The organism is Streptomyces sp. NPDC001507 (assembly GCF_042894765.1).
Taxonomy (GTDB): domain Bacteria; phylum Actinomycetota; class Actinomycetes; order Streptomycetales; family Streptomycetaceae; genus Streptomyces.
In genome coordinates this window covers 113,286-135,553 of sequence record NZ_JBIAVV010000007.1, presented here as the reverse complement: position 1 = coordinate 135,553, position 22,268 = coordinate 113,286, and the positions used below count along the sequence as shown (strand labels likewise).

Here is a 22,268-nt window from a genome sequence, read left to right as displayed (position 1 = left end):
GTCAGCTGTCCTTGCGGAGGGCGTGGGCGAGGAGGTCGAGGAAGGAGCGGTTGATGAGGCTCGACTCGGCCGGCCTGAGCGGGCGCCGGGACAGCATCGCGGCCTGCCCGTAGAGGGCCTCGGCGCTGGTGCGGGCCAGTTCGGGCTCGTCGATGGTGACCGCGGTGCGGACCAGCGGGTTGAGCTGGTTGAGGATCAGCTGGGCGCGCGGGGCCTCCTGGCGCAGGTGGCCGAGGATGTCGCCCCACACGCCGCCCTGCTGTTCGCGGGCGAGCTGGGAGCGGGTGCGCTCGTGCCGGGCCTCGCGGCTGTCGAGGAGGAGGGCGGGGGCGGAGGCGGGCTGGAAGGTGCGCAGGGCGACGTCGCAGTCGAAGACGGCGAGGGCGTCGCGGGCCTGCGCGAGGTAGGCCGCGGCGGCGAGTTCCGTCTCCCGGTCGACGGGGTCCAGGTGGGCGGTGAGGGTGCCCGGATCGAGGTCGGCGACGGCGACCTCGGGCCTGATCTCCGGCAGCCGGTGGACGAGTTCGCGGTCGTAGGTGTAGCCGCCGTTGACGACGCCGAGCCCGGCGGCCCCGGCGATCGCGGCGACCTGCCGGAACTCCTCGACGCTCGAGGTGACGAGCACGGTGCGGTGGGTGCGCGCGAACTCGTCGAGGGTGGCGTGTCCGTCGGTGGTCTCGAACGGCAGCCACGGCAGCAGCATCCGCAGGATCTCGTCGTCGTGCACGGCCAGCGACTTGACGGCCAGGTGGTGGGTCTGCAGGAAACGGCCGAGGAGTTCGGGGTCGCTGGCGGCGGTCCGGGAGATCCAGGCGCGCAGCCGTTCGGCGAGGGCGTCCCGGACCGCGGCCAGGGTGTCGTCCTCGTACAGGGACTCGCGGGACGCGGTCGGGCGCAGGCTCTCGGCGTCGAGGACGCAGCGGACGAAGAACGCCCACTCGGGCAGGATCTCCTCGGCCTGCTCGGACAGCAGCATGCCCTTGACGTGCACGCGATGGCCGTGGCGGCGCCCGGCCGGCACCGCCTCGGGGAGCACGCACGCGATGCCCTTCAGACCCACGGCCGGCAGGTCCAGGTCGATGGTGTCCAGCGGCGTGAAGCCGAAGACCTCCTCGCCGTAGGCGGCCAGCGCCCGTGAGCGTGCGCCCGGTGTGGGATAGCTGCGCGCCCAGGGTGCGGGCTCGGGGTTGACGGGTGCGGCCGGCCCGCCGGCGCCGTCGTCGAAGGTCACGGGGTGGCGCAGCAGGGAGCCGAAGTGCCGGGCGAGCGCCTGCACCTCGACCGGCCTGGTCCACTCCCCCGCGTCCGCGCGGGGCGTGAGGGTGACGGTGGTGCCGGGCCGGGGGCGGGCGGCGGCGGGCAGGGTGCGGACGGTGTAGCTGCCGTCGCCGCGGCCCCGCCACTCCACGGCGGGGGCGTCGGGCGTGCGGGCGGACCGGCTGACCACGTGGATCTCGTCGGCGACCAGGAAGCAGGAGAGCAGGCCGATGCCGAACTGGCCGATGAGGTCGGCACGTTGCTCGGCCACCTTCTCGGCACGCTTGCTGCTGCGGCCGATGGTGGCGAGGAAGGTGTGCACGTCGGCCTCGGTGAGGCCGACGCCGTCGTCCTCCACCCGGACCACCGAACCGTCGGCGTACAGGCGGATGCCGAACGCGTCGGCGGGTGCGCCGGGTTCGAGGCCGTGCCGGGCGGTCAGCGCGTCCACCGCGTTCTGCAGGAGTTCGCGCAGGTAGACGCGGGGGCTGGAGTAGAGGTGGTGGGAGAGGAGGTCGACGAGGCCGCGCAGGTCCACCTGGAAGGTGCGGTCGGCGGCCGGGCTCGCGGAAGTGTGGGGCAGAGTCATCACAGAGTCCGGGGTGGGGTGTTCGAGGGGCACGGAGGGAAAGGTGCGCAAGGCGGCGCGGGCGGCGCCGGTGCCGGCGGCCGGTTCAGGCGCGGCGCCGGAAACGGGCGTACGTCTTCTCCGGCTGCGCCATGTAGACCCAGGGCCACCGGGTCAAGGCGCCGTCCAGCTCGTGGTAGACGCGCGGGGCCACGACGCTCTCGGCCGACAGCGACAGGGCCATGGCGAAGATGTTGAAGTCCTCCTGCCAGCCCGGGCGGCGCCGGTAGCCGGGGTGGAGGATGCTGCGCCTGGCCGCGTCCCTCAACTCGCTCTGGATCTCGGGGGTGTCGAGGCAGTCCTTGTCGTCCGACTCCACCCAGTCCTCGATATGGGCCATGGCGACGACGCAGCCGAGTCGGTGGCCGTCGGGAGCGTCGGCGGCCGCGGTGCGAGCGAACTCCAGGGCCTGGCCCGGCTCCCCGTGCCACCGGGGCTGGAGGTGGGACACCCACTCGATGTGGGTCGCCAGGTCCAGCGGGTCGCGGCGCAGGGCGGCGTCGAGCCGGGCCTCGTTGACGGCGGTGCCGACCGACATGCCGCGACCCGAGGTGAGCAGGCGCCGCCACGGCGTGATCCACTCCGGCCGCAGTTCGGCGGCTTCGAGCAGGTGCTCCTCGGCGATCTGCAACCGCCCGTGGAAGACGCGCCACTGGTCCCGCGAGACGTCCGTGGCACGCGCGGAGGTGCGCGCCTCCCAGCCCCAGCTGATGTGCCGCGCCCCGGATATCAGCAGGGCCGTCGCCCGGTGCTCCTTGTCCTCCTCGACGGGCCGGCCGATCCAGTCCTGCAGACCGTCCACGTCGGACAGTTCGCCCAGCACCTGGTGGTCCCGGCCGAGATCGAAGTGGGCCAGGGCCATCCTGACCGCGTCCCAGTCACCCGACTCCGCGGCGACCAGCAGCGCCATGACCCGGGTGTCCCCCAGGGACTGCAGCTTGTACACCCCGTTCTGCCTGCGCGGCACGGGAAGGGCATGCGGATCCGCCGCCGGTCTCTCCCCGCCTCTGCCGAACAGCTTGCCGAACATGCCGCGCCCTCCCCAAGATCCGCGTGATCACCGGGTGCAGCATAAGGGCCACCGCCGACAGCACTTCCACAGAGTTTCCACCGGCGGTGCACGGCGAGCGGACGGTTCGGCACCGGCGGACGCCGGGATCACCCGCCGCCGCGGCCGGAACCCGGAAAGGGGTCTTTCGACAGCTCCGGGAAAGGGTCCTGGAACGAAACGCCGACAGGCCGCAGGGCGGCGTCGACCGCGGATCCAGCCGCCCTCCAGCATCCGCGACGAGTATCTGAGGCTGCCGGGGGTCGCCCGGGAATCGGACGCGGTGCTGCGGAGGTGCATGCCGATGGACGTGACGGCGCTCAAGGTGTTCTTCGGACCGGTACCGACCGGCGTGACGACGGTGACGGCGACGACGGCGACGGCGACGGCGACGGCGACCGGAGGGTGCGGGGAGCCGCGGGGCTTCGGCCGGCCGTCCGCCGGCCGGGCGGAACCGGCCCCCCGGTCGCCGCTGCTCCACCCGATCGACGGGCCTGACGCCTCGGACGGCACCGTCGAGCCGGCGGTGCGCGCATGACACGGAGTGGGCCGGACGCCGCGGGTACGGCGGACGGGCCGGGCGGAGCGGGCCGGCAGCCGACCTGGGAACGCCACCGTGCCGGCGAGAAGCGCCTTCGTGCCGACGCGGCTTCCGGGGACCGCTTCCCTCGGCTCCAGCCCCGTGCGGTGCCGGCACGGCATCAGGCTCACGGGATCGGGCCGGGTGGTGCCGGGGCCGAGATCCCCCTCCCGGGCGACGGTCGGCGGGGTGGCCACGGGGGCGGCGAGCTCCTCCCGGGCGACGGTCGGCGGGGTGGCCACGGGGGCGGCGAGCTCCTCCCGGACCAGGGGCCGGGACAAGCTCAGGCCCCCGTCGGGCTGGACCTGGGTGAGCACACCCTGGCCAGCCTCCTGGGAAGCATCTTCGACCTCACCCACCGTCAACTGTCCGGCCTCGGGCCAGGGTGAGCCGGCGGCGGACTCCGCGCGACCCGTCCGGGCCCACTGCGGCCGAACCGATCCAAGGGTTCCCCAGGCGTCCTCCAGCGCGTCCGGCGAGGTTGGGGTGGTACGCCGACGCCCAGTGGCAAGGAGGCACCACCCATGTCCGGCTTGGTACACACTCCCACCGACACGGCCGACGAGGTGCGGGTGGCCGCCGAACTGGCCGCCCGGTACGCCGGGTTCGCGGACCGCGCGCGTCGGCTGCCCGGCGAGGTCGTGGCCGCACTGGTCGCGGCCGGCTTCTCCCGGCACTTCGTGCCGGTCCGCTGGGGCGGACGGGCGGGCGGCTTCGGCGAACTCCTGGACGCGGTCTCCACGGTGGGCGAGGGCTGCACCTCCGCCGCCTGGATCGCCGCGGTGATCGCCGGCGCCGCCCGGTTGGGCGTGTACCTCCCGGAGGAAGGGCAGCGCGAGCTGTGGTCCACCGGCGCCGAGACCGTGATCGCGGGCGCGCTCAACCCGGGCGGACGCGCCACTCCCGAGGCCGGTGGCTGGCGGCTCACCGGGGAGTGGCCGCTGGTCAGCGGTGTCGACTTCGCCGACTGGGCACTGGTGTGCGCGCTGGTGCCCCGGGGACAGCGGACGGTGGCCAGGTTCTTCGCCGTACCGTGCCGGGACTACCGGGTCGTGGACACGTGGTTCAACGTCGGCCTGCGGGCCACGGGCAGCAACACCCTGGTCGTGGACGGGGCGTTCGTCCCCGGGCACCGATCCGTCGCGCGCGGCGCCGTCCGGCAGGGCCGGGCCGTCGGCTCCGACGCCCCGTGCCACACCGCCAGGCTGCGCACGGTCAGCGGCACGTTGTTCGCCGCGCCCGCGCTCGGAGCGGCCCGTGCGGCCGTACGAGCCTGGTCGGCGCGGTCGGCCGGCCAGGCCGTCGGGGGGCCGCTCGCGCCCCGGGGCGGCCCGTCGGCGCGGAGCGTGCTGGCACGGGCCGAGGGTGAGATCGAGAGCGCGGCGCTGCTGCTGCACCGCGTGGCACTGGCCGGCGACGGTGGGCCCGGCGGCGTGGGCGAACCGGCCCGTGCGCGGCGGGACTGCGCGCTGGCCGCGGACCAGTTGGTCGACGCGGTGGAACGGCTGTTCCGATCGGCCGGCTGCGGCGCGCAGGCGCAGGACGCCCCGCTCCAGCGCATCTGGCGTGACGTGCACTGCGCGGCGAGTCACACCGCTCTGCGCTTCGACACCGCAAGTGACGCGCAGGGCGGCCCACCGCCGGGGCGCCGGTGATCCGTCCGCCGGACCCGCCGTGGACTGGGCCGTGACCGGTCCGCGGGGCTGCCGGACGGGCCGGTCACGCTGTTCTGTCACGGGATCTCTGTCACGGGATCTCTGTCACGGGATCCGGTATCCGTTCGTGACGCTCGTCGGCTGACAGAACCACTACGCGGACCGCCAGTTGTCCCGCTCGCGCCTGCAAGCTTTCTTAATTGCCACTGCAGTAGACTTGGGAACCCGGATTACGGGGATCCAGGGGGAGACGTGAAAATCAGTGGCATGACGGGCAATCGCCCCACTAGGTGGAATTCACCTTTCCGTTTCTCCGGCCGTCCGGACCGGCGCGGATTTCGGGCGCTCATCGGTTCACCTGGGACTTCTTCGGAGGTTAGGTGACTCCGGAACCTCTGCGCATAGTCGTCGTCGACGACCATCGCCTGCCACGCGAAGCCCTCTGTCATGTCCTGGACTCCCAGCCCGATCTGGAGGCGCACGGCGTCGACTCCGGCCCGTCCGCGGTGCGGGCGGTCGCCGAGCGCCGGCCGGACGTCGTGCTGCTGGACATCGGGACGCCCGGCCGGGACCCGGCGTCGACGGTGAGCGAACTGCTGGGCTGCGGTCACCCGGTGGGCATCGTCGTGCTGCACACGCAGAGCGACCTGTCGCTGATGCAACGGCTGCTGGGCCTGGGCGTGCGCGCCTACCTGCACAAGAGCGTCAGCCAGGGCCTGCTGCTTTCGACCGTGCGGGACATCGCGGGCAGCAGGCAGCAGACGGTCACCATCACCGTGCCCTCGGGCGCCGCGCGGCCGGCGGCCGCGGTGCCCCAGCCGGCCGCGGATCCGGCCCCGGACGCGCCCTCCTCCGACGTCCTGTCGGCGCGGGAGCTGGCGGTGCTGACCCTGGTGGCCGAGGCGCTGACCAACCGTCAGGTCGCCGCCCGAATGGACATCACCGAGGCCACGGTCAAGCGCCACCTGCGCAACATCTTCACCAAGCTGGGCGCGACCTCGCGCATCGACGCGGTCAACAAGGCGATCAACGCCCTGGTCATCCAGCCCCCGGCGGCGCGGCGCGGTCGCTGAGCCGCCGCAGCCGCCCGAACGCTGCCCCCAAAGAGACACGTTCCCCCGCCGGCGGCGGACCGGGAGCACCCCATACGTCAACTCTCGGCACAATGCCGACATTTCATCCCAGGTAACCACTTGGGCCGACTTTCCCGGCATGCACCCTGACGGGTAATGTGAAATTCACAATTGGTGCACCCAATTTTACCTGCCCGTGGCGGAGTTCCGCTACTGCGGTATCCAAAGGAGTATGCACCCTGCTCCTTTCGGTGTTCCCGGGACTCAAGCAGGGCTCGAGGGGGCCTTGGGAGATTGTGGTGCGCCGCCCGCCAAAAGGGCATTGTGGTCCCCGCGGGCTCGGCAGGCAAGTTGTTGAAAGTGAATCGATTCCGCATCGAGGTGAACGAGAAAACTGTGAACGGGGGAAAAGATCGTGATCGCATTCCACGTGCTCGGTCAATTGGAGGTCCGCGCCGGTGCGCGTGACCTGGCACCGACCGCGCCGCGGGTGAAGGCGGTGCTGGCGCTGCTGGCACTCAACGCGAACCGGGTGGTCAGCACCGACACGCTGTTCGCCGAACTGTGGGACGACCGGCCGCCCCGCAGCGCGGCCACCACCCTGCAGACCTACGTCTACCAACTGCGCCGGATCCTGGACTCCGTGCCGCGGGGCGAGCGGCGCTGCGAGATCGTCACCAAGGCGCCGGGCTACGAACTGCGCACCGGGCGGACCGACGCCGAGCGCTTCCTCACCCTGGCAGAACAGGGGCGCTGCCTGTGGCGCCAGGGCCACGTCACGGAGGCCGCCGAACGGCTGCGGCAGGCGCTCGGTCTGTGGCGCGGCGAGGCGCTGGCCGACATCAACCTCGGGCCGGAGCTGACCATGCACAAAGCCCACCTGTGCGAACTGCGGCTGCGCGTGCTGGAACTGCGCATCCAGGCGGACGCACGGCTCGGCCGGCACCAGGAGCTGATTCCCGAACTCCGGTCGCTGGTCGCCGAGCACCGGCTCAACGAGCGGCTGCACGCCCAGCTGATCGACTCGCTGCGCGCCGCGGGCTACCGCGCCGAAGCACTGCAGGCGTACCAGGATCTGCGCAAGGTGCTCAGGACCGAGCTGGGCCTGGAGCCGACGCCGGAGGTGCAGCGGCTGCAGGCCGAGGTGCTCAACGGTGCGCACGGCGGCTCGGTGACCGCCCTGCTCCGTACCGGCTGACCTGCCGTCACCCACCCGACACGTCCGGGACGGAGCGACCGCTCCGTCCCGGACCATCGTCCTGCGAGGAGAACCCTGGCAATGGCACATGATCCATCCATGTCCGGCGCGGGAGAACCGGAGGGCGGGCCGCCCCCGTCCCGCGGCACGGCGCGTGCCGTGCTCGGCTACGGCCTGCTGGTCCTGGTGCCGGTGGCACTGGCACTTCTGATGCTGAGATTCGGCGTCGGTCACCCGGTGCGGGAGACCGCCGGAGCACCGAAGCCGGCCGAGCCCGCCGACCTGGTCGGCCAGGTACTGGTGGCCGGGGCCGTGGTGGTCGCGGCGGCAGGTCTGCTGGGCCTGGCGGCCCGCGCGGTCGGCCAGTCGCCGGTGGTCGGCGAGATCCTGGCCGGCCTGCTGCTCGGTCCTTCGGTGTTCGGGGCGCTGGCCCCCGGTGTCTCCAAGGAGGTGTTCCCAGCGGCGGTGACACCGGTCATGAACACCCTGGCCCAGGTCGGCGTCGTCTTCTTCATGTTCCTGATCGGGCTGGAGATGCCACTGACCATGCTGCGCAGGCTCGGCGGCAAGGTGCTCTCCGCCGGGCACGCGGCGCTCGCGGTGCCGTTCCTGCTGGGCATGTTCATCGCCCTGCGGCTGCGCGGCGACTACCAGCCCGACGGGGTGCGCACCGCGCCGTTCCTGCTCTTCGTGGCACTGTCGGTGTCGGTCACCGCGTTCCCGGTGCTGGCCCGGATCCTGTCCGACCGCGAGCTGATCGGCACCCGGCTGGGCGCGATGGGCCTGGCGATGGCCGGGGTCGGCGACGTCACCGCCTGGTGCGCGCTGGGCGTGGTGGTCGCCGAGGTGCGCAACAACTCTCCGTTGGGCGTCCTGGTCGCCGTGGCCGAGGTGGTGGCCTTCACCGCGGTGCTGTGGTTCGCGGTGCGTCCGGCGCTGGCGCATGTGCTGCGGGTGCTGGAGAGCCGGCGCGGCGGGGTACTGCCGATCGGCATGCTGATCACCTTCTCCGTGCTGATCTGCGCGGTCACCACCAATGTGCTCGGCGTCCACGCGATCTTCGGCGCCTTCCTCGCGGGCGTGGTGATGCCACGCTCCTCCCGGACGGTGAGGGACTTCGCGCACCGGACCGAGGGCCTGGCGCTGTGGCTGCTGCTGCCGTTCTTCTTCACCGCGGTGGGCCTGCAGACCCGGCTGCAGTCGGTCTTCTCGCTGTCCGCGCTCGGCGTGCTGGCGCTCGTGCTGCTGGTGGCGGTGGCCGGCAAGATCGGCGGGACCTTCGCGGCGGCCCGGCTGGCCGGTGAGGGCAACCGGGAGGCACTGGGGCTCGGCGTGATGATGAACTGCCGGGGCCTGACGGAGCTGGTGGTGCTCAATGTCGGCCTGTCGCTCGGCGTGATCGACTCCCGGCTGTTCGCGGTGCTCGTGGTGATGACCCTCGTGACCACCGTGGCGACCGATCCGCTGCTCCGCCTGCTGCGGCTCGACCGGCTCCCGGCGTCCCCCGGAGGCGGCCACTCCCCCGCCGAAGTGCCCGCCCAGGCACAGGAGACGGCCGGGGCCCGTCAGCCGTGAGAACCGGGGCCGGATCTTCCGGCGCGGCGCCCGCGCCGGCGAGATGGACCGGGGCTGCCCCGGTGCCGTACCGCCCGCCGGCCGGGGCCGCTTCGAGTGGCCGTCGAGCGCCCCGGACGACAGTGGCCGTATGGCAGCTTTCACCGGTGCACCGAGACTCGAAGAGATCGCCGAAGGGGTCCACGCCTTCCTGCAGCCCGACGGCGGATGGTGCCTCAACAACGCGGGGCTGGTGGTCGACGCCGGCACCGCGCTGCTGATCGACACCGCCGCGACCGAGGCCCGGGCCGGGCGGCTGCGCGAGCTGGTCGCGGACACCGCGCCGCGGCCCCCCCGGCTCCTGGTCAACACCCACGCACACGGCGACCACACCTTCGGCAACCACCTGTTCCCCGAAGCGGTGGTGGTGACGGCCGAGCGGACCCGGCAGGAGGCGGTCCGCACCGGACTGCATCTGACCACCCTGTGGCCCGACGTGGACTGGGGCGCGGTCGAACCGGCCGCGCCCCAGGTCACCTTCGCCGAGGAACTCACGCTCCGCGTCGGCGAGCGGGAGGCGTGGCTGCGCGCCTTCGGCCCGGCGCACAGCTCCTGCGACACAGTGGTGTGGCTGCCGGACAGCCGGGTGCTGTTCGCCGGGGACCTGGTGATGAACGCGGTCACCCCGTTCGTGCTGACCGGCTCGGTCCGCGGCCTGCGCGACGCGGTGGCCGGGCTGCGGACGTTCGAACCGGTCACCGTGGTGCCCGGGCACGGCCCGGTCGGCGGCCCGGAGCTGCTGGAGACCACCGAGCGCTACCTGGCCCGGCTGCTGGACCTGGCCGCGGCGGGCCTCGCCGAGGGACTGGACCCGCTGACGGTGGCCCGCACCGCCGACCTCGGCGAGTTCGCCGCTTTCCTGGACTCGGAACGGCTGGTGCCCAACCTGTACCGCGCCTACGGCGAACTGCGCGGCGGACGCCCGGAGGACTTCGCCAGCGTCGACGAGATGGTCCGCGGCATGGCGGAGCTGCACGGCGGCTTCCCCGCCTGCCACGCCTGACGACAGCCGACTGGCTGACGACAACCGACTGACTGACGGCTGACGGCTGACGGCTGACGGCTGACGGCTGACGGCTGACGGCTGACGAACTACGACTGACACAGCGACTCCCACGGGACGCCCCGCGGGGAGAGGACGGACACGTGAGCACGGAGCACGAGAGCGGCCCGGTCACCCTGATCGCGGTACTCGAAGCGCCGGTCGAGAACACCGGGGAGTTCATCGAGGGCTGGCGCGCGCACCTGGAACGGCTGCGCACCGCACCCGGCTTCCGCGGCGCCCGCCTGCACCGGGCGCTGCGCGGCGAGCACCGCTTCCAGCTGGTCGCGGTCGCCGACTGGGCGGACGCCGCGGACCTGGCCGCCGCTGCGGCGGGCGAGCAGGAGGGACCGGGCGCGGAGAAGTACGCCAAGACCGTTCACCGGGGGGTGTACCGGGTGATCGCCGAAGCCATGTCCGAGGAACGGCCGGACGGCGCCGGCGTGACCATGGTCAACCTCTTCGAGCTGCCGAACGAGCGGGTCGAGGAGTTCCTCGGTGCCTGGCGGCCCCGGGCGCAGCGGGCCAGTGAGTCACCGGGCTTCGTCGACTTCCGCATGCACCGGGCGGTCTCCGATGCCTCGCTGCCGCTGGTGAACGTCGCGCACTACGCCAGTGTCGAGGTGTGGAAGGCATTGCAGGCCGACCCGGAGTTCCAGGCCCGAAAGGCCGTCAACCCGCCGTACGCCACGGCCAATCCGGGACTGTTCGAGGTGGTCGCCGAGGTGCTCTGACCCTCGGCCGGCCCGCTTCCACGCGGGCTTGAGCGGGCCGCGAGAGCGCCCCCACAGACTTCATGACGACTTGTTACCAGCAGGAGGAGCGATGGTGGATCAGGCTACGACCGATGTGGTGATCCTCGGCGGCGGGCTCGCGGGTCTCACGCTCGCGGTCCAGCTCAAGAACGCCCGTCCGGAGACGGACGTGGTGATCCTCGACAAGCGGGAGGGCCTGGCGCCGGAGGCGGCGTTCAAGGTCGGCGAGTCGACGGTGCCGGCGGGCGCGCACTACTTCGCCGAGATCGTCGCGATGAAGGAGCACTTGGAGAAGTTCCATCTGAAGAAGAACGGCCTGCGGTTCTTCCAGCCCGCGGGCGGCAACCATGACCTCACCAAGCGGATCGAGCTCGGCCCGCGGGAGTTCCCGGCGCACAACAACTACCAGATAGACCGCGGCCGGTTCGAGAACGAGCTGACCCGGATGGCCCTGGACGCCGGCGTCGACCTGCGCCAGGGCGCCTCGATCACCGACGTGGAACTGCGCGAGGGCGACGCGGACCACACGGTGTCCTACACCCAGGGCGGCGAACCGCGCACCATCAGCGCCCGCTGGCTCGTCGACGCGGCCGGCCGCGCCCACTTCGTCAAGCGCAAGCTGGGCCTGTCCCGCGAGGTGTCCCACACCATCAACGCCTCCTGGTTCCGCCTCACCGGCGGCATCGACCTGGAGGAGTGGGGCAAGGACGACGCCAAGTGGATGGAGCGGATGAACCGCGCCGGCATCCGCAAGTTCTCCACCAACCACCTGATGGGCGAGGGCTACTGGGTGTGGCTGATCCCGCTGGGCTCGGACCACATCTCGGTCGGCGTCTGCGCCGACCCGCGGATCCACCCGTACGACGAGATCCGGACCTTCGAGAAGGTCCAGGAGTGGCTGCGCGCGAACGAGCCGCAGCTCGCCGAGGTGGTCGACGGCCGCACCGGTGACATCGCGGACTTCATCACCCTGAAGGACTTCGCCTTCAGCACCGACCGGGTGTACTCGCCGGACCGCTGGATGCTGGTCGGCGAGGCCGGTGCCTTCGTGGACGCCTTCTACTCGCCCGGCTCGGACATGATCGGCTACGGCAACAGCGTCACCACCGACCTGGTCGTCCGGGACTTCGCCGGCGAGGAGATCGCCGAGCGGCTGGAGTTCTACAACGACTTCCATCTGCGTACCTTCCGGTTCGTGCTCTCCAAGGTCGAGGACCACTACCCGGCCTTCGGGAACCCCGCGGTGATGGTGCCGAAGCTGTGCTGGGACGCCATGCTCAACCACGTCGGCGTGGTGCTGGTCTTCGTCAAGAACCGCTTCCTGGACTACGCGTTCATGCAGCGGGTGCGCGGCGACCTCGAGAAGCTGTACGAGGTCAACGACCGGGTCCAGCAGGTCTTCCGCGACTGGAACGAGCTGGAGAAGGTGGTCACCGACGGCCCGGCCAACGCCTATGTGCCGGCCAAGGCGATCAAGGACAGCCACGCCACCCTCGTGGTCGACTACACCGACGACGAACTGGCCGCCGAGATCTCCCGTGACGTCAGGGTCGCCGAGGCGCTGGCGGTCGCCGTCTTCCACCGGGCCGCCCGCGGACTCGGCGTCACCCCGGATCCGGAGGTGCCGGTCAACCCGTACGCGATCAGCCTGCGTCCCGACGACTGGCAGCGCGACGGCCTGCACACCGGCCCGGTCCTGCTGACGCTGGCCCAGGCGGAGGAGATCTCCGAGGGCAGCCAGGGCCTGTTCGCCGATCCGCTGCTCGACGGTGCGGCATGAGCGAGCGCCACGCGGCGGGCCTGCTGCAGCCGGACCCGGCCCTGGTGGACCCGCAGGCACTGCGCAGCGTCTGCGCCAACTGGGCCACCGGCGTCACCGTGATCACCAGCGGCAGCACCGAGCGAACCGCGGGCCTGACGGTGAACTCCTTCACCTCGGTCTCGCTCGACCCGGCCCTGATCCTGGTCTGCATCCACAACGACTCGAACGAACTGCCGGTCCTGCGGCGGACCGGCGCCTTCGCGGTGAACATCCTGGCCGCCGACCAGGAGGAGCTGTGCCGCACCTTCGCCAGCCGGCACACCCGGCACACCGCGCAGGCCGCCACCCGGCCGGGCATCACCGGTGTGCCCGTGCTGCCGGACGCGCTGGCCTATCTGGAGTGCCGGATTGACCGCGAGGTGGACGGCGGGGACCACGTGATCGTGATCGGCGAGGTGATCGACCTGGCCGTGCAGCGCGAGGAGGGGCCGCTGACCTTCTTCCGCAACGCCTTCCACCGGCTGCCGGCCGCCTCCTGACCGCATCCGCGCAGGATCCGAGCAGTACCCGAGTAGTGAGGAGAAGACAGATGCCCACCGCCGGGTTGTGCACCGCCGCGACCGCGGTCGCCGCGACCGCCGGCCGCCTTGCCGAGGCCGCCGAGCGGGCCCGTGAACTCGATCCCGCCGTGCTGGAGGAGATCGTCCGGGCGGGTTTCGCCCGGCACTTCGTCCCCGCGGCGGTCGGCGGTACCGCCGGTTCCTTCACCGAGCTGGTGGAGGCAGTCCAGGTGATCGCCGAGGAGTGCCCGGCCAGTTCCTGGTGTGCCTCGCTGATCGCCTCGATCGCCCGGATGGCGGGGGCGTTCCTGCCCGAGGAGGGCCAGGCGAGGATCTGGGCGGCCGGTCCGGACACGGTGCTGGTCGGGTCCGTGACGCCGTTCGGCACCGCCCGGCCGGCCGCCGGGGGCTGGCTGGTCGCCGGCCGCTGGCCGTACATCAGCGGTGTCGCCCACTCGGACTGGGCGCTGATGTGCGGCCTGGTGGAGTCCGGGACGGGCAGCGAGGCGCGGCTGTTCGCCCTGCCGCGCTCCGCGTACCGGATCGAGGACACCTGGCACAGCGTCGGCATGGCCGCCACCGGCAGCAACACCCTGGTCCTCGACGAGGTGTTCGTGCCCGAGCACCTCTCCTTCGACCGGGCCGACCTGTTCGCCGGACGCACCGGTGAGGCCTGGGGCGGGGTGGCGGCGGCCTGCCATCGCGCCCCGCTCCAGGCGGTCAACGGGCTGATGTTCGCCGCGCCGGCGGTCGGCGCCGCGCTCGGCATGGTCCGTACCTTCTCGGTGTACTTCGCCGAGAAGGCCGGCCACGCCCCGCAGCTGCCCGGCACCACCGGCGTGCAGGGTGTGCGGGGCTCCGCCGAGCAGGCACTGGCCCGCTCGGCCGGCGAGGTGGACGCGGCCCGGCTGCTGCTGGAGCGGGCCGCCCGGCTCGCCGACGAGGGCGCCGCCACCCACCCGCTGGACACCACCCGCAACCTGCGGGACTGCGCCCTGGCCGTCGATCTGTCGGTGACCGCGGTCGACCGGCTGTTCCGCCAGTCCGGCACCCGCGGGCAGGCGGTCTCCGGTTCGATGCAGCGGCTGTGGCGGGACGTCACCGCCATCTCCACCCATGTGGCGCTGCAGTTCGAGCCGGCCGCCCGCGGCTGGGTCGACCAGGTGCTCAAGGCCTGAACCGGGCCGCCCGTACGACGTCAGGGCGCCGGGACCTCGGTGGAGGTCCCGGCGCCCTGACGTCGTGGCGATCGGTGGCGGGCAGAGGGAAGCAGTGGGGCTCAGTGGGGATCAGTAGTTGCCCAGGCCGCCGCAGACGTTCAGCGCCTGCGCGGTGACCGCCGCGGCGCCCGGGGAGACCAGGTAGGAGACCATCGCGGCCACCTCGCTCGGCTCCACGTAGCGGCCGAGCGGCACCCGGGTGGTGATCCTGCTGTGCGCCTCCTGCTCGTCCACACCCCAGATCCCCGCGTAGTGCTCGCGCACCCGCTCGGCCATCGGGGTCTCCACGAATCCCGGGCAGACCGCGTTGACGGTGATGCCGGTCCTGGCCAGCTCCAGGCCCAGGGACTTGGAGAAGCCGACCACGCCGTGCTTGGAGGCGGTGTAGGGCGCGGCGTGCACCACGCCCTGCTTGCCCCCGGTGGAGGCGATGTTGACGATCCGTCCGGTACCGCGCTCCAGCATGCCGCCGCGGCTCAGCGCCGCCTTGGTGACCAGGAAGACGCTGTTCAGGTTGGTGTTGATCACGTCGAACCACAGTTCGTCGGGGACCTCGGCGGTGGCGCCGCCGCCGGGCCGGCCGGCGTTGTTGACCAGTACGTCGAGCCTCCCGTAGCGCTCGACGGTGGCGTCGACCAGCGCCCGCACCTGCTCGGGCGAGGTGACGTCGCAGGTGCTGCCGTCGACGTCCAGGCCCTCGGCACGCAGCTCGGTGAGGGTGTCCTCAAGGGTTTTGGCGGTCCGGGCGCACAGGTAGACGGCGTGGCCCTGGCGGGCCAGCGTACGGGCGATCTCGTGGCCGATGCCGCTGGTGGCGCCGGTGACCAGCGCGACCGGCCGCTCGCTGTCGGTGGAAGTGGATGCGTTCATGCACACCACCGTCGCCGCGGCGGCTCGCGCCCCGGTCGAGCCCCGCTCCAGCCCCGCGGCGCGGGCGTCGAGCCCGTCTCGACCGGGGCTCTTGGACGCGATTGAAGACTGAGCGCAATCAACGGCCGCGTGAAGGAGTCCGAGGAGATGGAGTCGACCGGCGTCAGCGCCGAGTTGTACGCAGAGGTTCTTCAGTACTACGCGCGTCAGATGCAGGCGCTGGACGCGGGCAAGGTGGAGGAGTACGCAGCCACCTTCACCGAGGACGCGGTGTTCGGCCACACGCCCGGCCGGGAGCCGGCGCGCACCCGGGCCGGCATCCTGTCCGACCTTTACCAGGTGCGCGAGCGGTTCACCGTCGATCCGCAGCAGCGGCGCCACATGTTCACGATGGTCGACGTCGAGCGACTGGGCGACGGCAGACTCCGCAGTACCTGCTACGCGCTGGTGCTGACCACCCGGCCGGGCGACGGTCCGGAGCTGGTCCGCAGTTGCGTGGTGCGCGACGTCCTGGTCCGCGAGGACGGGCGGCTGCGCAACCAGGAGCGGCTCGTCGACCACGACGGTTTCTGAGAGAGGTGGTTGTGATGAGCCGACGAGTGGTCATCACCGGCATCGGCGTGCGCGCCCCGGGCGGCCGGGGCACCAAGGAGTTCTGGGACCTGCTCACCGCGGGCCGTACCGCGACCCGGCGGATCAGTTTCTTCGACCCGTCGTCGTACCGGTCGCAGATCGCCGGCGAGGCGGACTTCGAGCCGGTGTGGGAGGGGCTGAGCCAGCGGGAGATCCGCCGCATGGACCGGGCCACCCAGTTCGCCGTGGTCTGCGCCCAGGAGGCCGTGCGCGACAGCGGCCTGGACTTCGCGGGCGTCGACCCGGCGCGGATCGGGGTCACCCTGGGCAGCGCGGTGGCCGCGGCGACCAGCCTGGAGCGCGAGTACCTGGTGCTGTCCGACTCCGGCCGCGACTGGCTGGTGGACAGCGAGGAGTGGCTGTCGCCGCACATGTTCGACTACCTGGCGCCGAGCGTGATGCCGGCCGAGGTGGCGTGGAAGGTCGGCGCGGAGGGGCCGGTGTCGCTGGTCTCCAACGGCTGCACCTCCGGCCTGGACGCGGTCGGACACGCCCTGCAGCTGATCCAGGAGGGCTCGGCCGACGTCATCGTGGCGGGCGCCACCGACACCCCGATCACGCCGATCGTGGTGGCCTGCTTCGACGCGATCAAGGCGACCACGGCACGGAACGACGAGCCGGAGACCGCCTCCCGCCCGTTCGACCGTTCCCGCACCGGCTTCGTGCTCGCCGAGGGCGCCGCGATGTTCGTCCTGGAGACCCTGGAGTCGGCGCGCCGCCGTGGCGCCCCGGTCTACGCCGAGGTCAGCGGCTACGGCACCCGCTGCAACGCGTACCACATGACCGGCCTCAAGCCGGACGGCCGGGAGATGGCCGAGGCGATCCGGGTCGCCCTGGACCAGGCGCGCGTCAACCCGACCGACGTGGACTACATCAACGCCCACGGCTCCGGCACCAAGCAGAACGACCGGCACGAGACCGCCGCGGTCAAACGCGCCCTCGGCGACCACGCCTACCGCACGCCGGTCAGTTCGATCAAGTCGATGGTCGGTCACTCGCTGGGCGCCATCGGCTCGGTGGAGATCGCCGCCTGCGCGCTCGCCATCAAGAACGGCGTGGTGCCGCCGACCGCCAACCTGCACGAGGCCGACCCCGAGTGCGACCTCGACTACGTGCCGCTGACCGCGCGCGAACTGGACGTGCGGACCGTGCTCACGGTCGGCAGCGGCTTCGGCGGCTTCCAGACCGCGATGGTGCTGCGGCGCCCGACCGGGGAGAAGGAATGACCAGGACCGTAGTCACCGGGATCGGCGCGCTCGCCGCCAACGGACTGGGCACCCAGGCCTTCTGGGCCGCCACCCGGGAGGGCCGGCACGGCCTCGGCGAGCTCACCCGGTTCGACGTGACGAAGTACCCGGCCAAGCTGGCCGGCGAGATCCGCGGGTTCGACGTGGCCGACCACCTGCCCGACCGGCTGCTCCCGCAGACCGATGTCTCCACCCGGTACGCGCTGGTCGCGGCCGGCTGGGCGCTGGAGGACGCCAAGGTCGACCCGGCCAGCCTGGTCGACTACGACATGGGCGTGGTCACCGCAAACGCCCTCGGCGGCTTCGAGTTCACCCACCGGGAGTTCCACAAACTGTGGACCTGGGGCCCGCAGACGGTCAGCGTCTACGAGTCCTTCGCCTGGTTCTACGCGGTGAACACCGGCCAGATCTCCATCCGGCACGGCATGCGCGGCCCCTCCAGCGCGCTGGTCACCGAGCAGGCGGGCGGCCTGGACGCGATCGGCCACGCCCGGCGGACCGTGCGCCGCGGCACCCCGCTGGTGGTCGCGGGCGGGGTCGACTCCGCGCTCGACCCCTGGGGATGGGCTGCGCAGATCGCCGGCGACCGGCTCTCCACCAGCACCGATCCGGGCCGCGCCTACCTGCCCTTCGACCGGGACGCCGACGGCTACGTGCCCGGCGAGGGCGGCGCGCTGCTGGTGCTGGAGGACGCCGAGGCGGCGCTGCGCCGCGGCGCCCCGGACATCCTCGGCGAGATCGCCGGCTACGCCAGCGGCTTCGACCCCGCGCCGGGCTCCGGCCGTCCCCCGGCGCTGCGCCGCACCGTCGAGGCGGCACTCGCCGACGCCGGGGTGACGGCCGGCCAGGTCGACCTGATCCTCGCCGACGCGGTCGGGGTGCCCGGCCTGGACCGGGCGGAGGCGGCCGCGCTGCGCGAGGTGTTCGGGCCGGGCGCGGTGCCGGTGACCGCGCCGAAGGCCGGGTCCGGCCGCACCTACGCGGGCGGCGGTTCGCTGGACACCGCCGTCGCGCTGCTGGCGATCCGTGACGGCGTGATCCCGCCCACCCCCGGCACCCGCGAGGTGCCCGCCGAGTACGGCATCGACCTGGTCCGCGACCGGGCCCGGGAGGCGGCCGTGCGCACCGTGCTCGTGGTCGCCCGCGGCCTGCGGGGCTTCAATTCGGCCGTCGTGGTCCGCGCCTGGGACTCCGACGCCGCCAACGACCATTCCTGAGGAGACAGTTGTGAACATCACCGTGGACGAGATCCGCCGTGTCATCGTCGCCAGCGCCGGCGCCTCCGAATCCGGGGTCTCCGACGCCGACTTCGCCGACACCACCTTCGACGCGCTCGGCTACGAGTCGCTGGCCCTGATGGAGACCGCCACCGCGATCGAGAGCGAGTTCGGCGTGCTGATACCGGACGAGCTGCTCTTCGAGGCCCGCACGCCTCGCGAGCTGGCCGAACTGGTCCGCTCCGCGAAGGAGGCCGCGGCCGCATGAGCCCCCGCACCCGAGAGACGGAGCACAGCAGGGAGGTTCAGGCTCCCGCCGACCGGCTGTACGCGCTGGTCGCGGACGTCAGCCGCTGGCCGGTGCTGCTGGGTCCGTGCGTACGGGCCACGCAGATCGAGCGGGACGGCGCCGACGAGCGGATCGAGCTGTGGGCGCGGACCAACGGGACGATGGCGACCTGGACCTCCCGCCGCTCCCTGGACCCCCAGGCCCTGCGGATCTCCTTCCGACAGGACCGGTCCACCGCGCCGGTCGCCGCGATGTCCGGCGAGTGGTCCTTCCACCCGGCAGGCGACGGCCGCACCCGGATCGTGCTGACCCACGCCTTCACCGCCGTGGACGACGACCCCCAGGCACTGGACTGGATCGCCCGGGCGGTGGACCGCAACAGCGTCGAGGAGCTGGCCGCGCTCGGCGACTTCGCCGAACGCCCGTATCCCCTTGAGCAGTTGGTCTTCTCGTTCCACGACCGGGTGGTGGCGCCCGGCGCGGACCCGGCCGATGTGTACGACTTCGTGCACCGCTGCGACCTGTGGCCCGAGCGGCTGCCGCACGTCGGCCGGGTCGACCTCACCGAGGACCCGGCAGGCGTGCAGGTGATGGCGATGGACACCCTCACCTCGGACGGCCGCAGCCACACCACCGCCTCGGTCCGGCTGTGCGTGCCCGGCGAGCGGATCTCCTACAAGCAGACCGTGCTGCCCGCCCTGCTGTCCGGGCACAGCGGTCTGTGGGAGTTCGAGAAATCGGGCAGCGGCACCGCGATCGTCTCGCACCACACCGTGGCGGTCGACCCGGCCGCGGTGGCGCAGACGCTCGGCGCGGGCACCACCTTCGAGCAGGCGTGCGCGCACGTCCGCGACACGCTGGGCGCCAACAGCCGGGCCACCATGGAGGCGGCGTGCGCATACGCGGCATCGGTGGTGCGGCGCCCATGAACCCCACGCGGAAACTGGCCGGCCTCGCCCTCTCGCCGGGCGCCGACGCCGACCGGGTGTGCATGGTCGCGGGCGACCGCTCGCTGACCCGGCGCCAGGTCCGCAACGAGGTGGGCCGGGCCCAGGCCGAACTCCTCGAACGCGGCCTGGTCCCGGGCCGGCGGGTGCTGGCACTGCTCGACCACGGGCCGGAGGCGGTGTTCTTCCTCGCCGCGGCCAGCTCGCTGGGTCTGCACCTGCTGATGCCGTACGGACTGCAGGCGACGGCGCTCTCCGAGTGGCTGTCCATCGCGGACGCCGCCGAGCCCGACGCGGTGGTGCACTTCAAACGGGACCGGGCAGGCCTGGACGTGCTGCGTGAGCACTGCGCCAATGTGGTGGAGCTGCCGTTCCCGGCCGGCGAGGCGCCCGAGGCGGAGGCGAAGGTGCTCCACCCCGAACCGGTGGAGCACTTCCTGGTGCTGTTCACCAGTGGTACCACCGGCAAACCGAAGGCGATCAGCATCGGCGAGGCGCACATCTGTGCCCGGATCGGCTGGGTCACCCGCACCATGGGCTACGGCCCCACCGCCCGGATCTTCATGACAGGTCTGATGAACAACACCACCGGTGTCATCAACTCCTTCGGTGCGCTGCTGCACGACGGCACCGTGGTCTTCCCGGAGAGCCCGGACCCCGGCCGGTGGCCGGCCCAGGTGGCCCGGCACCGGGCCACGCACCTGGCGCTGCGCCCGGTGGCGCTCAAGCAGTTCGTGTCCGCGGCGGGCACGGGCGGGGACGATCTGTCCAGCCTGCGGGTGGTCTCCTACGGCGGGGCCGCCGTCCCCCGGGCGGTGCTCGAAGAGGGCCGCGAGCTGGCGCGCTGCGACTGGATCCAGGGCTACGGACTGACCGAGACCTACGGTCCGTTCTGCTTCCTCGGCGAGCAGGGCCACACCGAGGCGCGCCATCTCAAGCACGTCTACTGCATCGGCCGGCCCGACGACTCCCTGGAGGTGCGGCTGGAGCCGGCGGCCGGCCACCCGGACGGCGTCGGCGAGATCCTGGTCCGCGGTGACTCGGTGATGGAGGGCTACGTGGACGTCGCCAGCGGTGTGGTCGAGCCGGTCGGCGAGTGGCTGCGCACCGGTGACCTCGCCGAGTGGAGCCCCGACGGCGACCTGGTGCTCAAGGGCCGGCTGGCCGGGGTGCTGCTCAGCGAGAACGGCCACCGCATCTATCCCGAGGAGGTCGAGGCGGTGCTGGCCGGCACCCCGGGAGCGGACGAGGTGGTGCTGGCGGGCCTGCCGAACCCGAACGGCCCGCACGAGCTGCCGGTCGCCTGCCTGTGCGGTCCGATCGGCCTGCACGGCGCCGAGGAGCTGCGCGAACTCGTCGCCGCCGAACTGCGCGGCTCGCTGGCCCCGGAGAAGTGGCCGGACCGGATCTGGGCCACCCCCGAGCCGTTCGCCCGCAGCGCCAACGGAAAGATCATGCGCGGCGAGGTGGCCGCCCGCGTCGACCCGGCCCGGGTGGTGCTGCTGAAGGGCGGCTCCGATGACTGAGACCACGGAGCGGCTGCGGGTGCCCGAGCACGTGTACCGGGCGCTCGGCTACCTCTTCCCGCGGCTGATGTTCCTGAACGCGCGCTACGCCCCGCAGGTGCACTGGGGCGACATCGCGGCGGCCCTGGACGGCTTCCCGGCCGACGACCTGGACCTGGCCTCCGCCGGGTTCTGGAACCTCTGGCGCGAGCGCTGGACCGCCCTCGCCGAGGAGTACACCGCCCTCGCCGAGGGGTCCGGCACGACGGCCGGGCGCGGCCGCGCACTGCGTGGCGCCGCCGCGGCCTACCACTGGGCGGAGTTCCAGTACTTCGACGACCGGGCCGTCAAGCAGCGGTTGCGGCAGCGCATCCGGGACTGCTTCCTGGGCAGTCTGGCGGGCACCGACCTCGAGGTCACCGAGGGGTCGCTGCCCGGCACCGGCGGGGGCTACTGGGTGCTGCGCACCGGGGCGATGCGTGCGTCGGGCGAGCCGCTGCCCGCGGTGGTGCTCTCCAACGGCCTGGACTCGGCCACCGAGGTCGAGGTGGTGGCGTTGGCCGAGGCCTACCTGGAGCGCGGCATCGCCGCCGTGCTCTTCGAGGGACCGGGGCAGGGGTCACGGCTGGGCCGTACCCCGGTGCTGGTCGAGATGGAGCGGGTGGTCGCCGAACTGCTGGAGAGGCTGCGCACCGAACCGGGGATCGCCGCCGACCGGCTGGCCTTCGCCGGTATCAGCTTCGGCGGCTACCTGGCGCTGCGGGTGGCCCGGGAACTCGGCGAGCACTTCCGGTGCGTCGTCAATTTCGGCGGCGGCCCCGCGATCGCCAAGTTCGACGGCCTGCCGCGACGGCTGAAGGACAACTTCCGGTTCGCCTTCGACGCCGGGCCGGGCGAGGACCTGCAGCCGCGCTTCGACGAACTGGCGGTCGAGCCCGGCCCGGCGCCGGCCACCGAGGTGCTGAGCGTGTCCGGCGCGCTGGACGACATCTTCCCGGTCGAGGGGCTGTACGACCTCGACCGGGCGTGGTCGGGCCGGCACACGCTCGAGGTACATCCCAGGGAGGCGCACACCAGCCTCAACCTGATCAACTCCTACACCCTGCGCACCGCCGACCTGGTCACGGACCGGCTGGCCGGCCGCGCCTGACGGGGGAAACGGGCCTGC

Annotated in this window: 20 protein-coding genes; 17 read left to right on the top strand and 3 right to left on the bottom strand. The window is 72.5% G+C overall.

Going from position 1 to position 22,268, the window contains the following annotated elements; genetic code table 11:
- Position 1 precedes the first annotated feature (1 nt).
- A complete protein-coding gene (locus ACFY0K_RS23260) occupies positions 2-1,846 on the bottom strand; it encodes an HSP90 family protein (RefSeq protein WP_390641457.1) in 1,845 nt (614 codons plus the stop codon).
- A gap of 85 nt (positions 1,847-1,931) precedes the next feature.
- Positions 1,932-2,915: a hypothetical protein gene (locus ACFY0K_RS23255; RefSeq protein WP_390641456.1), complete on the bottom strand. Its 984-nt coding sequence runs from the start codon at positions 2,913-2,915 to the stop codon at positions 1,932-1,934.
- 316 nt (positions 2,916-3,231) lie between these two features.
- Between ACFY0K_RS23255 and ACFY0K_RS23250 the strand changes: the two genes are divergently transcribed.
- The 10 genes from ACFY0K_RS23250 (at position 3,232) to ACFY0K_RS23205 (ending at position 14,350) form a co-directional block, all read left to right on the top strand.
- Positions 3,232-3,471, top strand: a complete 240-nt coding sequence (locus ACFY0K_RS23250) for a hypothetical protein (protein ID WP_390641455.1) — start codon at positions 3,232-3,234, stop codon at positions 3,469-3,471.
- Between the two features lie 566 nt (positions 3,472-4,037).
- Entirely contained in the window at positions 4,038-5,168 is a 1,131-nt protein-coding gene (locus tag ACFY0K_RS23245) for a hydrolase (protein ID WP_390641454.1), read from the top strand.
- 380 nt (positions 5,169-5,548) lie between these two features.
- Positions 5,549-6,241 (top strand): LuxR C-terminal-related transcriptional regulator, encoded by a 693-nt coding sequence (locus tag ACFY0K_RS23240; protein ID WP_390641453.1) that lies wholly within the window; start codon positions 5,549-5,551, stop codon positions 6,239-6,241.
- A gap of 415 nt (positions 6,242-6,656) precedes the next feature.
- The gene (locus tag ACFY0K_RS23235; RefSeq protein WP_351959312.1) at positions 6,657-7,439 is read left to right on the top strand and encodes an AfsR/SARP family transcriptional regulator; all 783 of its coding nucleotides are present in this window, start codon (positions 6,657-6,659) and stop codon (positions 7,437-7,439) included.
- A 99-nt stretch (positions 7,440-7,538) separates the two neighbouring features.
- On the top strand, positions 7,539-9,014 hold the full coding sequence (locus ACFY0K_RS23230) for a cation:proton antiporter (RefSeq protein WP_390641452.1): 1,476 nt from the start codon (positions 7,539-7,541) through the stop codon (positions 9,012-9,014).
- 130 nt (positions 9,015-9,144) lie between these two features.
- The gene (locus ACFY0K_RS23225; protein ID WP_390641451.1) at positions 9,145-10,056 is read left to right on the top strand and encodes an MBL fold metallo-hydrolase; all 912 of its coding nucleotides are present in this window, start codon (positions 9,145-9,147) and stop codon (positions 10,054-10,056) included.
- A gap of 143 nt (positions 10,057-10,199) precedes the next feature.
- Positions 10,200-10,829 carry an antibiotic biosynthesis monooxygenase family protein gene (locus ACFY0K_RS23220; protein ID WP_390641450.1) on the top strand — a complete coding sequence of 210 codons (630 nt, stop codon included), beginning with the start codon at positions 10,200-10,202 and terminating at the stop codon, positions 10,827-10,829.
- Positions 10,830-10,920: 91 nt separating this feature from the next.
- Positions 10,921-12,630, top strand: coding sequence for an NAD(P)/FAD-dependent oxidoreductase (locus tag ACFY0K_RS23215; protein ID WP_390641449.1), 1,710 nt, complete (start codon positions 10,921-10,923; stop codon positions 12,628-12,630).
- On the top strand, positions 12,627-13,151 hold the full coding sequence (locus tag ACFY0K_RS23210; RefSeq protein ID WP_390641448.1) for a flavin reductase family protein: 525 nt from the start codon (positions 12,627-12,629) through the stop codon (positions 13,149-13,151). The genes ACFY0K_RS23215 and ACFY0K_RS23210 overlap by 4 nt, the downstream gene beginning before the upstream one ends.
- A gap of 50 nt (positions 13,152-13,201) precedes the next feature.
- Positions 13,202-14,350, top strand: a complete 1,149-nt coding sequence (locus ACFY0K_RS23205) for a hydrolase (protein ID WP_390641447.1) — start codon at positions 13,202-13,204, stop codon at positions 14,348-14,350.
- Between the two features lie 111 nt (positions 14,351-14,461).
- Here the strand turns inward: ACFY0K_RS23205 and fabG are convergent, their stop codons facing one another.
- A complete protein-coding gene (fabG, locus tag ACFY0K_RS23200) occupies positions 14,462-15,262 on the bottom strand; it encodes a 3-oxoacyl-ACP reductase FabG (protein ID WP_390641446.1) in 801 nt (266 codons plus the stop codon).
- Positions 15,263-15,409: 147 nt separating this feature from the next.
- Here fabG and ACFY0K_RS23195 point away from each other — a divergent pair, with 147 nt between their 5' ends.
- Genes ACFY0K_RS23195 through ACFY0K_RS23165 form a run of 7 tightly spaced genes read left to right on the top strand, consistent with a single transcriptional unit; the run spans position 15,410 to position 22,250 of the window.
- On the top strand, positions 15,410-15,835 hold the full coding sequence (locus ACFY0K_RS23195) for a nuclear transport factor 2 family protein (protein ID WP_177232860.1): 426 nt from the start codon (positions 15,410-15,412) through the stop codon (positions 15,833-15,835).
- 14 nt (positions 15,836-15,849) lie between these two features.
- Complete coding sequence (locus ACFY0K_RS23190) at positions 15,850-17,121, top strand: beta-ketoacyl-[acyl-carrier-protein] synthase family protein (protein ID WP_390641445.1); 1,272 nt, start codon at positions 15,850-15,852, stop codon at positions 17,119-17,121.
- Complete coding sequence (locus ACFY0K_RS23185) at positions 17,118-18,359, top strand: ketosynthase chain-length factor (protein WP_390641444.1); 1,242 nt, start codon at positions 17,118-17,120, stop codon at positions 18,357-18,359. Before ACFY0K_RS23190 ends, ACFY0K_RS23185 begins: the two co-directional genes overlap by 4 nt.
- A 10-nt stretch (positions 18,360-18,369) precedes the next feature.
- The gene (locus ACFY0K_RS23180; protein ID WP_351959302.1) at positions 18,370-18,627 is read left to right on the top strand and encodes an acyl carrier protein; all 258 of its coding nucleotides are present in this window, start codon (positions 18,370-18,372) and stop codon (positions 18,625-18,627) included.
- A complete protein-coding gene (locus ACFY0K_RS23175) occupies positions 18,624-19,577 on the top strand; it encodes an aromatase/cyclase (protein ID WP_390641443.1) in 954 nt (317 codons plus the stop codon). The genes ACFY0K_RS23180 and ACFY0K_RS23175 overlap by 4 nt, the downstream gene beginning before the upstream one ends.
- On the top strand, positions 19,574-21,121 hold the full coding sequence (locus tag ACFY0K_RS23170) for an AMP-binding protein (protein WP_390641442.1): 1,548 nt from the start codon (positions 19,574-19,576) through the stop codon (positions 21,119-21,121). The genes ACFY0K_RS23175 and ACFY0K_RS23170 overlap by 4 nt, the downstream gene beginning before the upstream one ends.
- Positions 21,114-22,250 (top strand): alpha/beta hydrolase family protein, encoded by a 1,137-nt coding sequence (locus ACFY0K_RS23165; protein WP_390641441.1) that lies wholly within the window; start codon positions 21,114-21,116, stop codon positions 22,248-22,250. The genes ACFY0K_RS23170 and ACFY0K_RS23165 overlap by 8 nt, the downstream gene beginning before the upstream one ends.
- Positions 22,251-22,268 lie beyond the last annotated feature (18 nt).

What these genes read in the sequence shown, in the direction of transcription:
- ACFY0K_RS23260 (WP_390641457.1), bottom strand. Translation starts at nt 1,846, where the DNA reads ATGACTCTGCCCCACACTTCCGCGAGCCCGGCCGCCGACCGCACCTTC.
- ACFY0K_RS23255 (WP_390641456.1), bottom strand. Translation starts at nt 2,915, where the DNA reads ATGTTCGGCAAGCTGTTCGGCAGAGGCGGGGAGAGACCGGCGGCGGAT.
- ACFY0K_RS23250 (WP_390641455.1), top strand. Translation starts at nt 3,232, where the DNA reads ATGCCGATGGACGTGACGGCGCTCAAGGTGTTCTTCGGACCGGTACCG.
- ACFY0K_RS23245 (WP_390641454.1), top strand. Translation starts at nt 4,038, where the DNA reads ATGTCCGGCTTGGTACACACTCCCACCGACACGGCCGACGAGGTGCGG.
- ACFY0K_RS23230 (WP_390641452.1), top strand. Translation starts at nt 7,539, where the DNA reads ATGTCCGGCGCGGGAGAACCGGAGGGCGGGCCGCCCCCGTCCCGCGGC.
- ACFY0K_RS23225 (WP_390641451.1), top strand. Translation starts at nt 9,145, where the DNA reads ATGGCAGCTTTCACCGGTGCACCGAGACTCGAAGAGATCGCCGAAGGG.
- ACFY0K_RS23215 (WP_390641449.1), top strand. Translation starts at nt 10,921, where the DNA reads ATGGTGGATCAGGCTACGACCGATGTGGTGATCCTCGGCGGCGGGCTC.
- ACFY0K_RS23210 (WP_390641448.1), top strand. Translation starts at nt 12,627, where the DNA reads ATGAGCGAGCGCCACGCGGCGGGCCTGCTGCAGCCGGACCCGGCCCTG.
- ACFY0K_RS23205 (WP_390641447.1), top strand. Translation starts at nt 13,202, where the DNA reads ATGCCCACCGCCGGGTTGTGCACCGCCGCGACCGCGGTCGCCGCGACC.
- fabG (WP_390641446.1), bottom strand. Translation starts at nt 15,262, where the DNA reads ATGAACGCATCCACTTCCACCGACAGCGAGCGGCCGGTCGCGCTGGTC.
- ACFY0K_RS23195 (WP_177232860.1), top strand. Translation starts at nt 15,410, where the DNA reads ATGGAGTCGACCGGCGTCAGCGCCGAGTTGTACGCAGAGGTTCTTCAG.
- ACFY0K_RS23190 (WP_390641445.1), top strand. Translation starts at nt 15,850, where the DNA reads ATGAGCCGACGAGTGGTCATCACCGGCATCGGCGTGCGCGCCCCGGGC.
- ACFY0K_RS23185 (WP_390641444.1), top strand. Translation starts at nt 17,118, where the DNA reads ATGACCAGGACCGTAGTCACCGGGATCGGCGCGCTCGCCGCCAACGGA.
- ACFY0K_RS23175 (WP_390641443.1), top strand. Translation starts at nt 18,624, where the DNA reads ATGAGCCCCCGCACCCGAGAGACGGAGCACAGCAGGGAGGTTCAGGCT.
- ACFY0K_RS23170 (WP_390641442.1), top strand. Translation starts at nt 19,574, where the DNA reads ATGAACCCCACGCGGAAACTGGCCGGCCTCGCCCTCTCGCCGGGCGCC.
- ACFY0K_RS23165 (WP_390641441.1), top strand. Translation starts at nt 21,114, where the DNA reads ATGACTGAGACCACGGAGCGGCTGCGGGTGCCCGAGCACGTGTACCGG.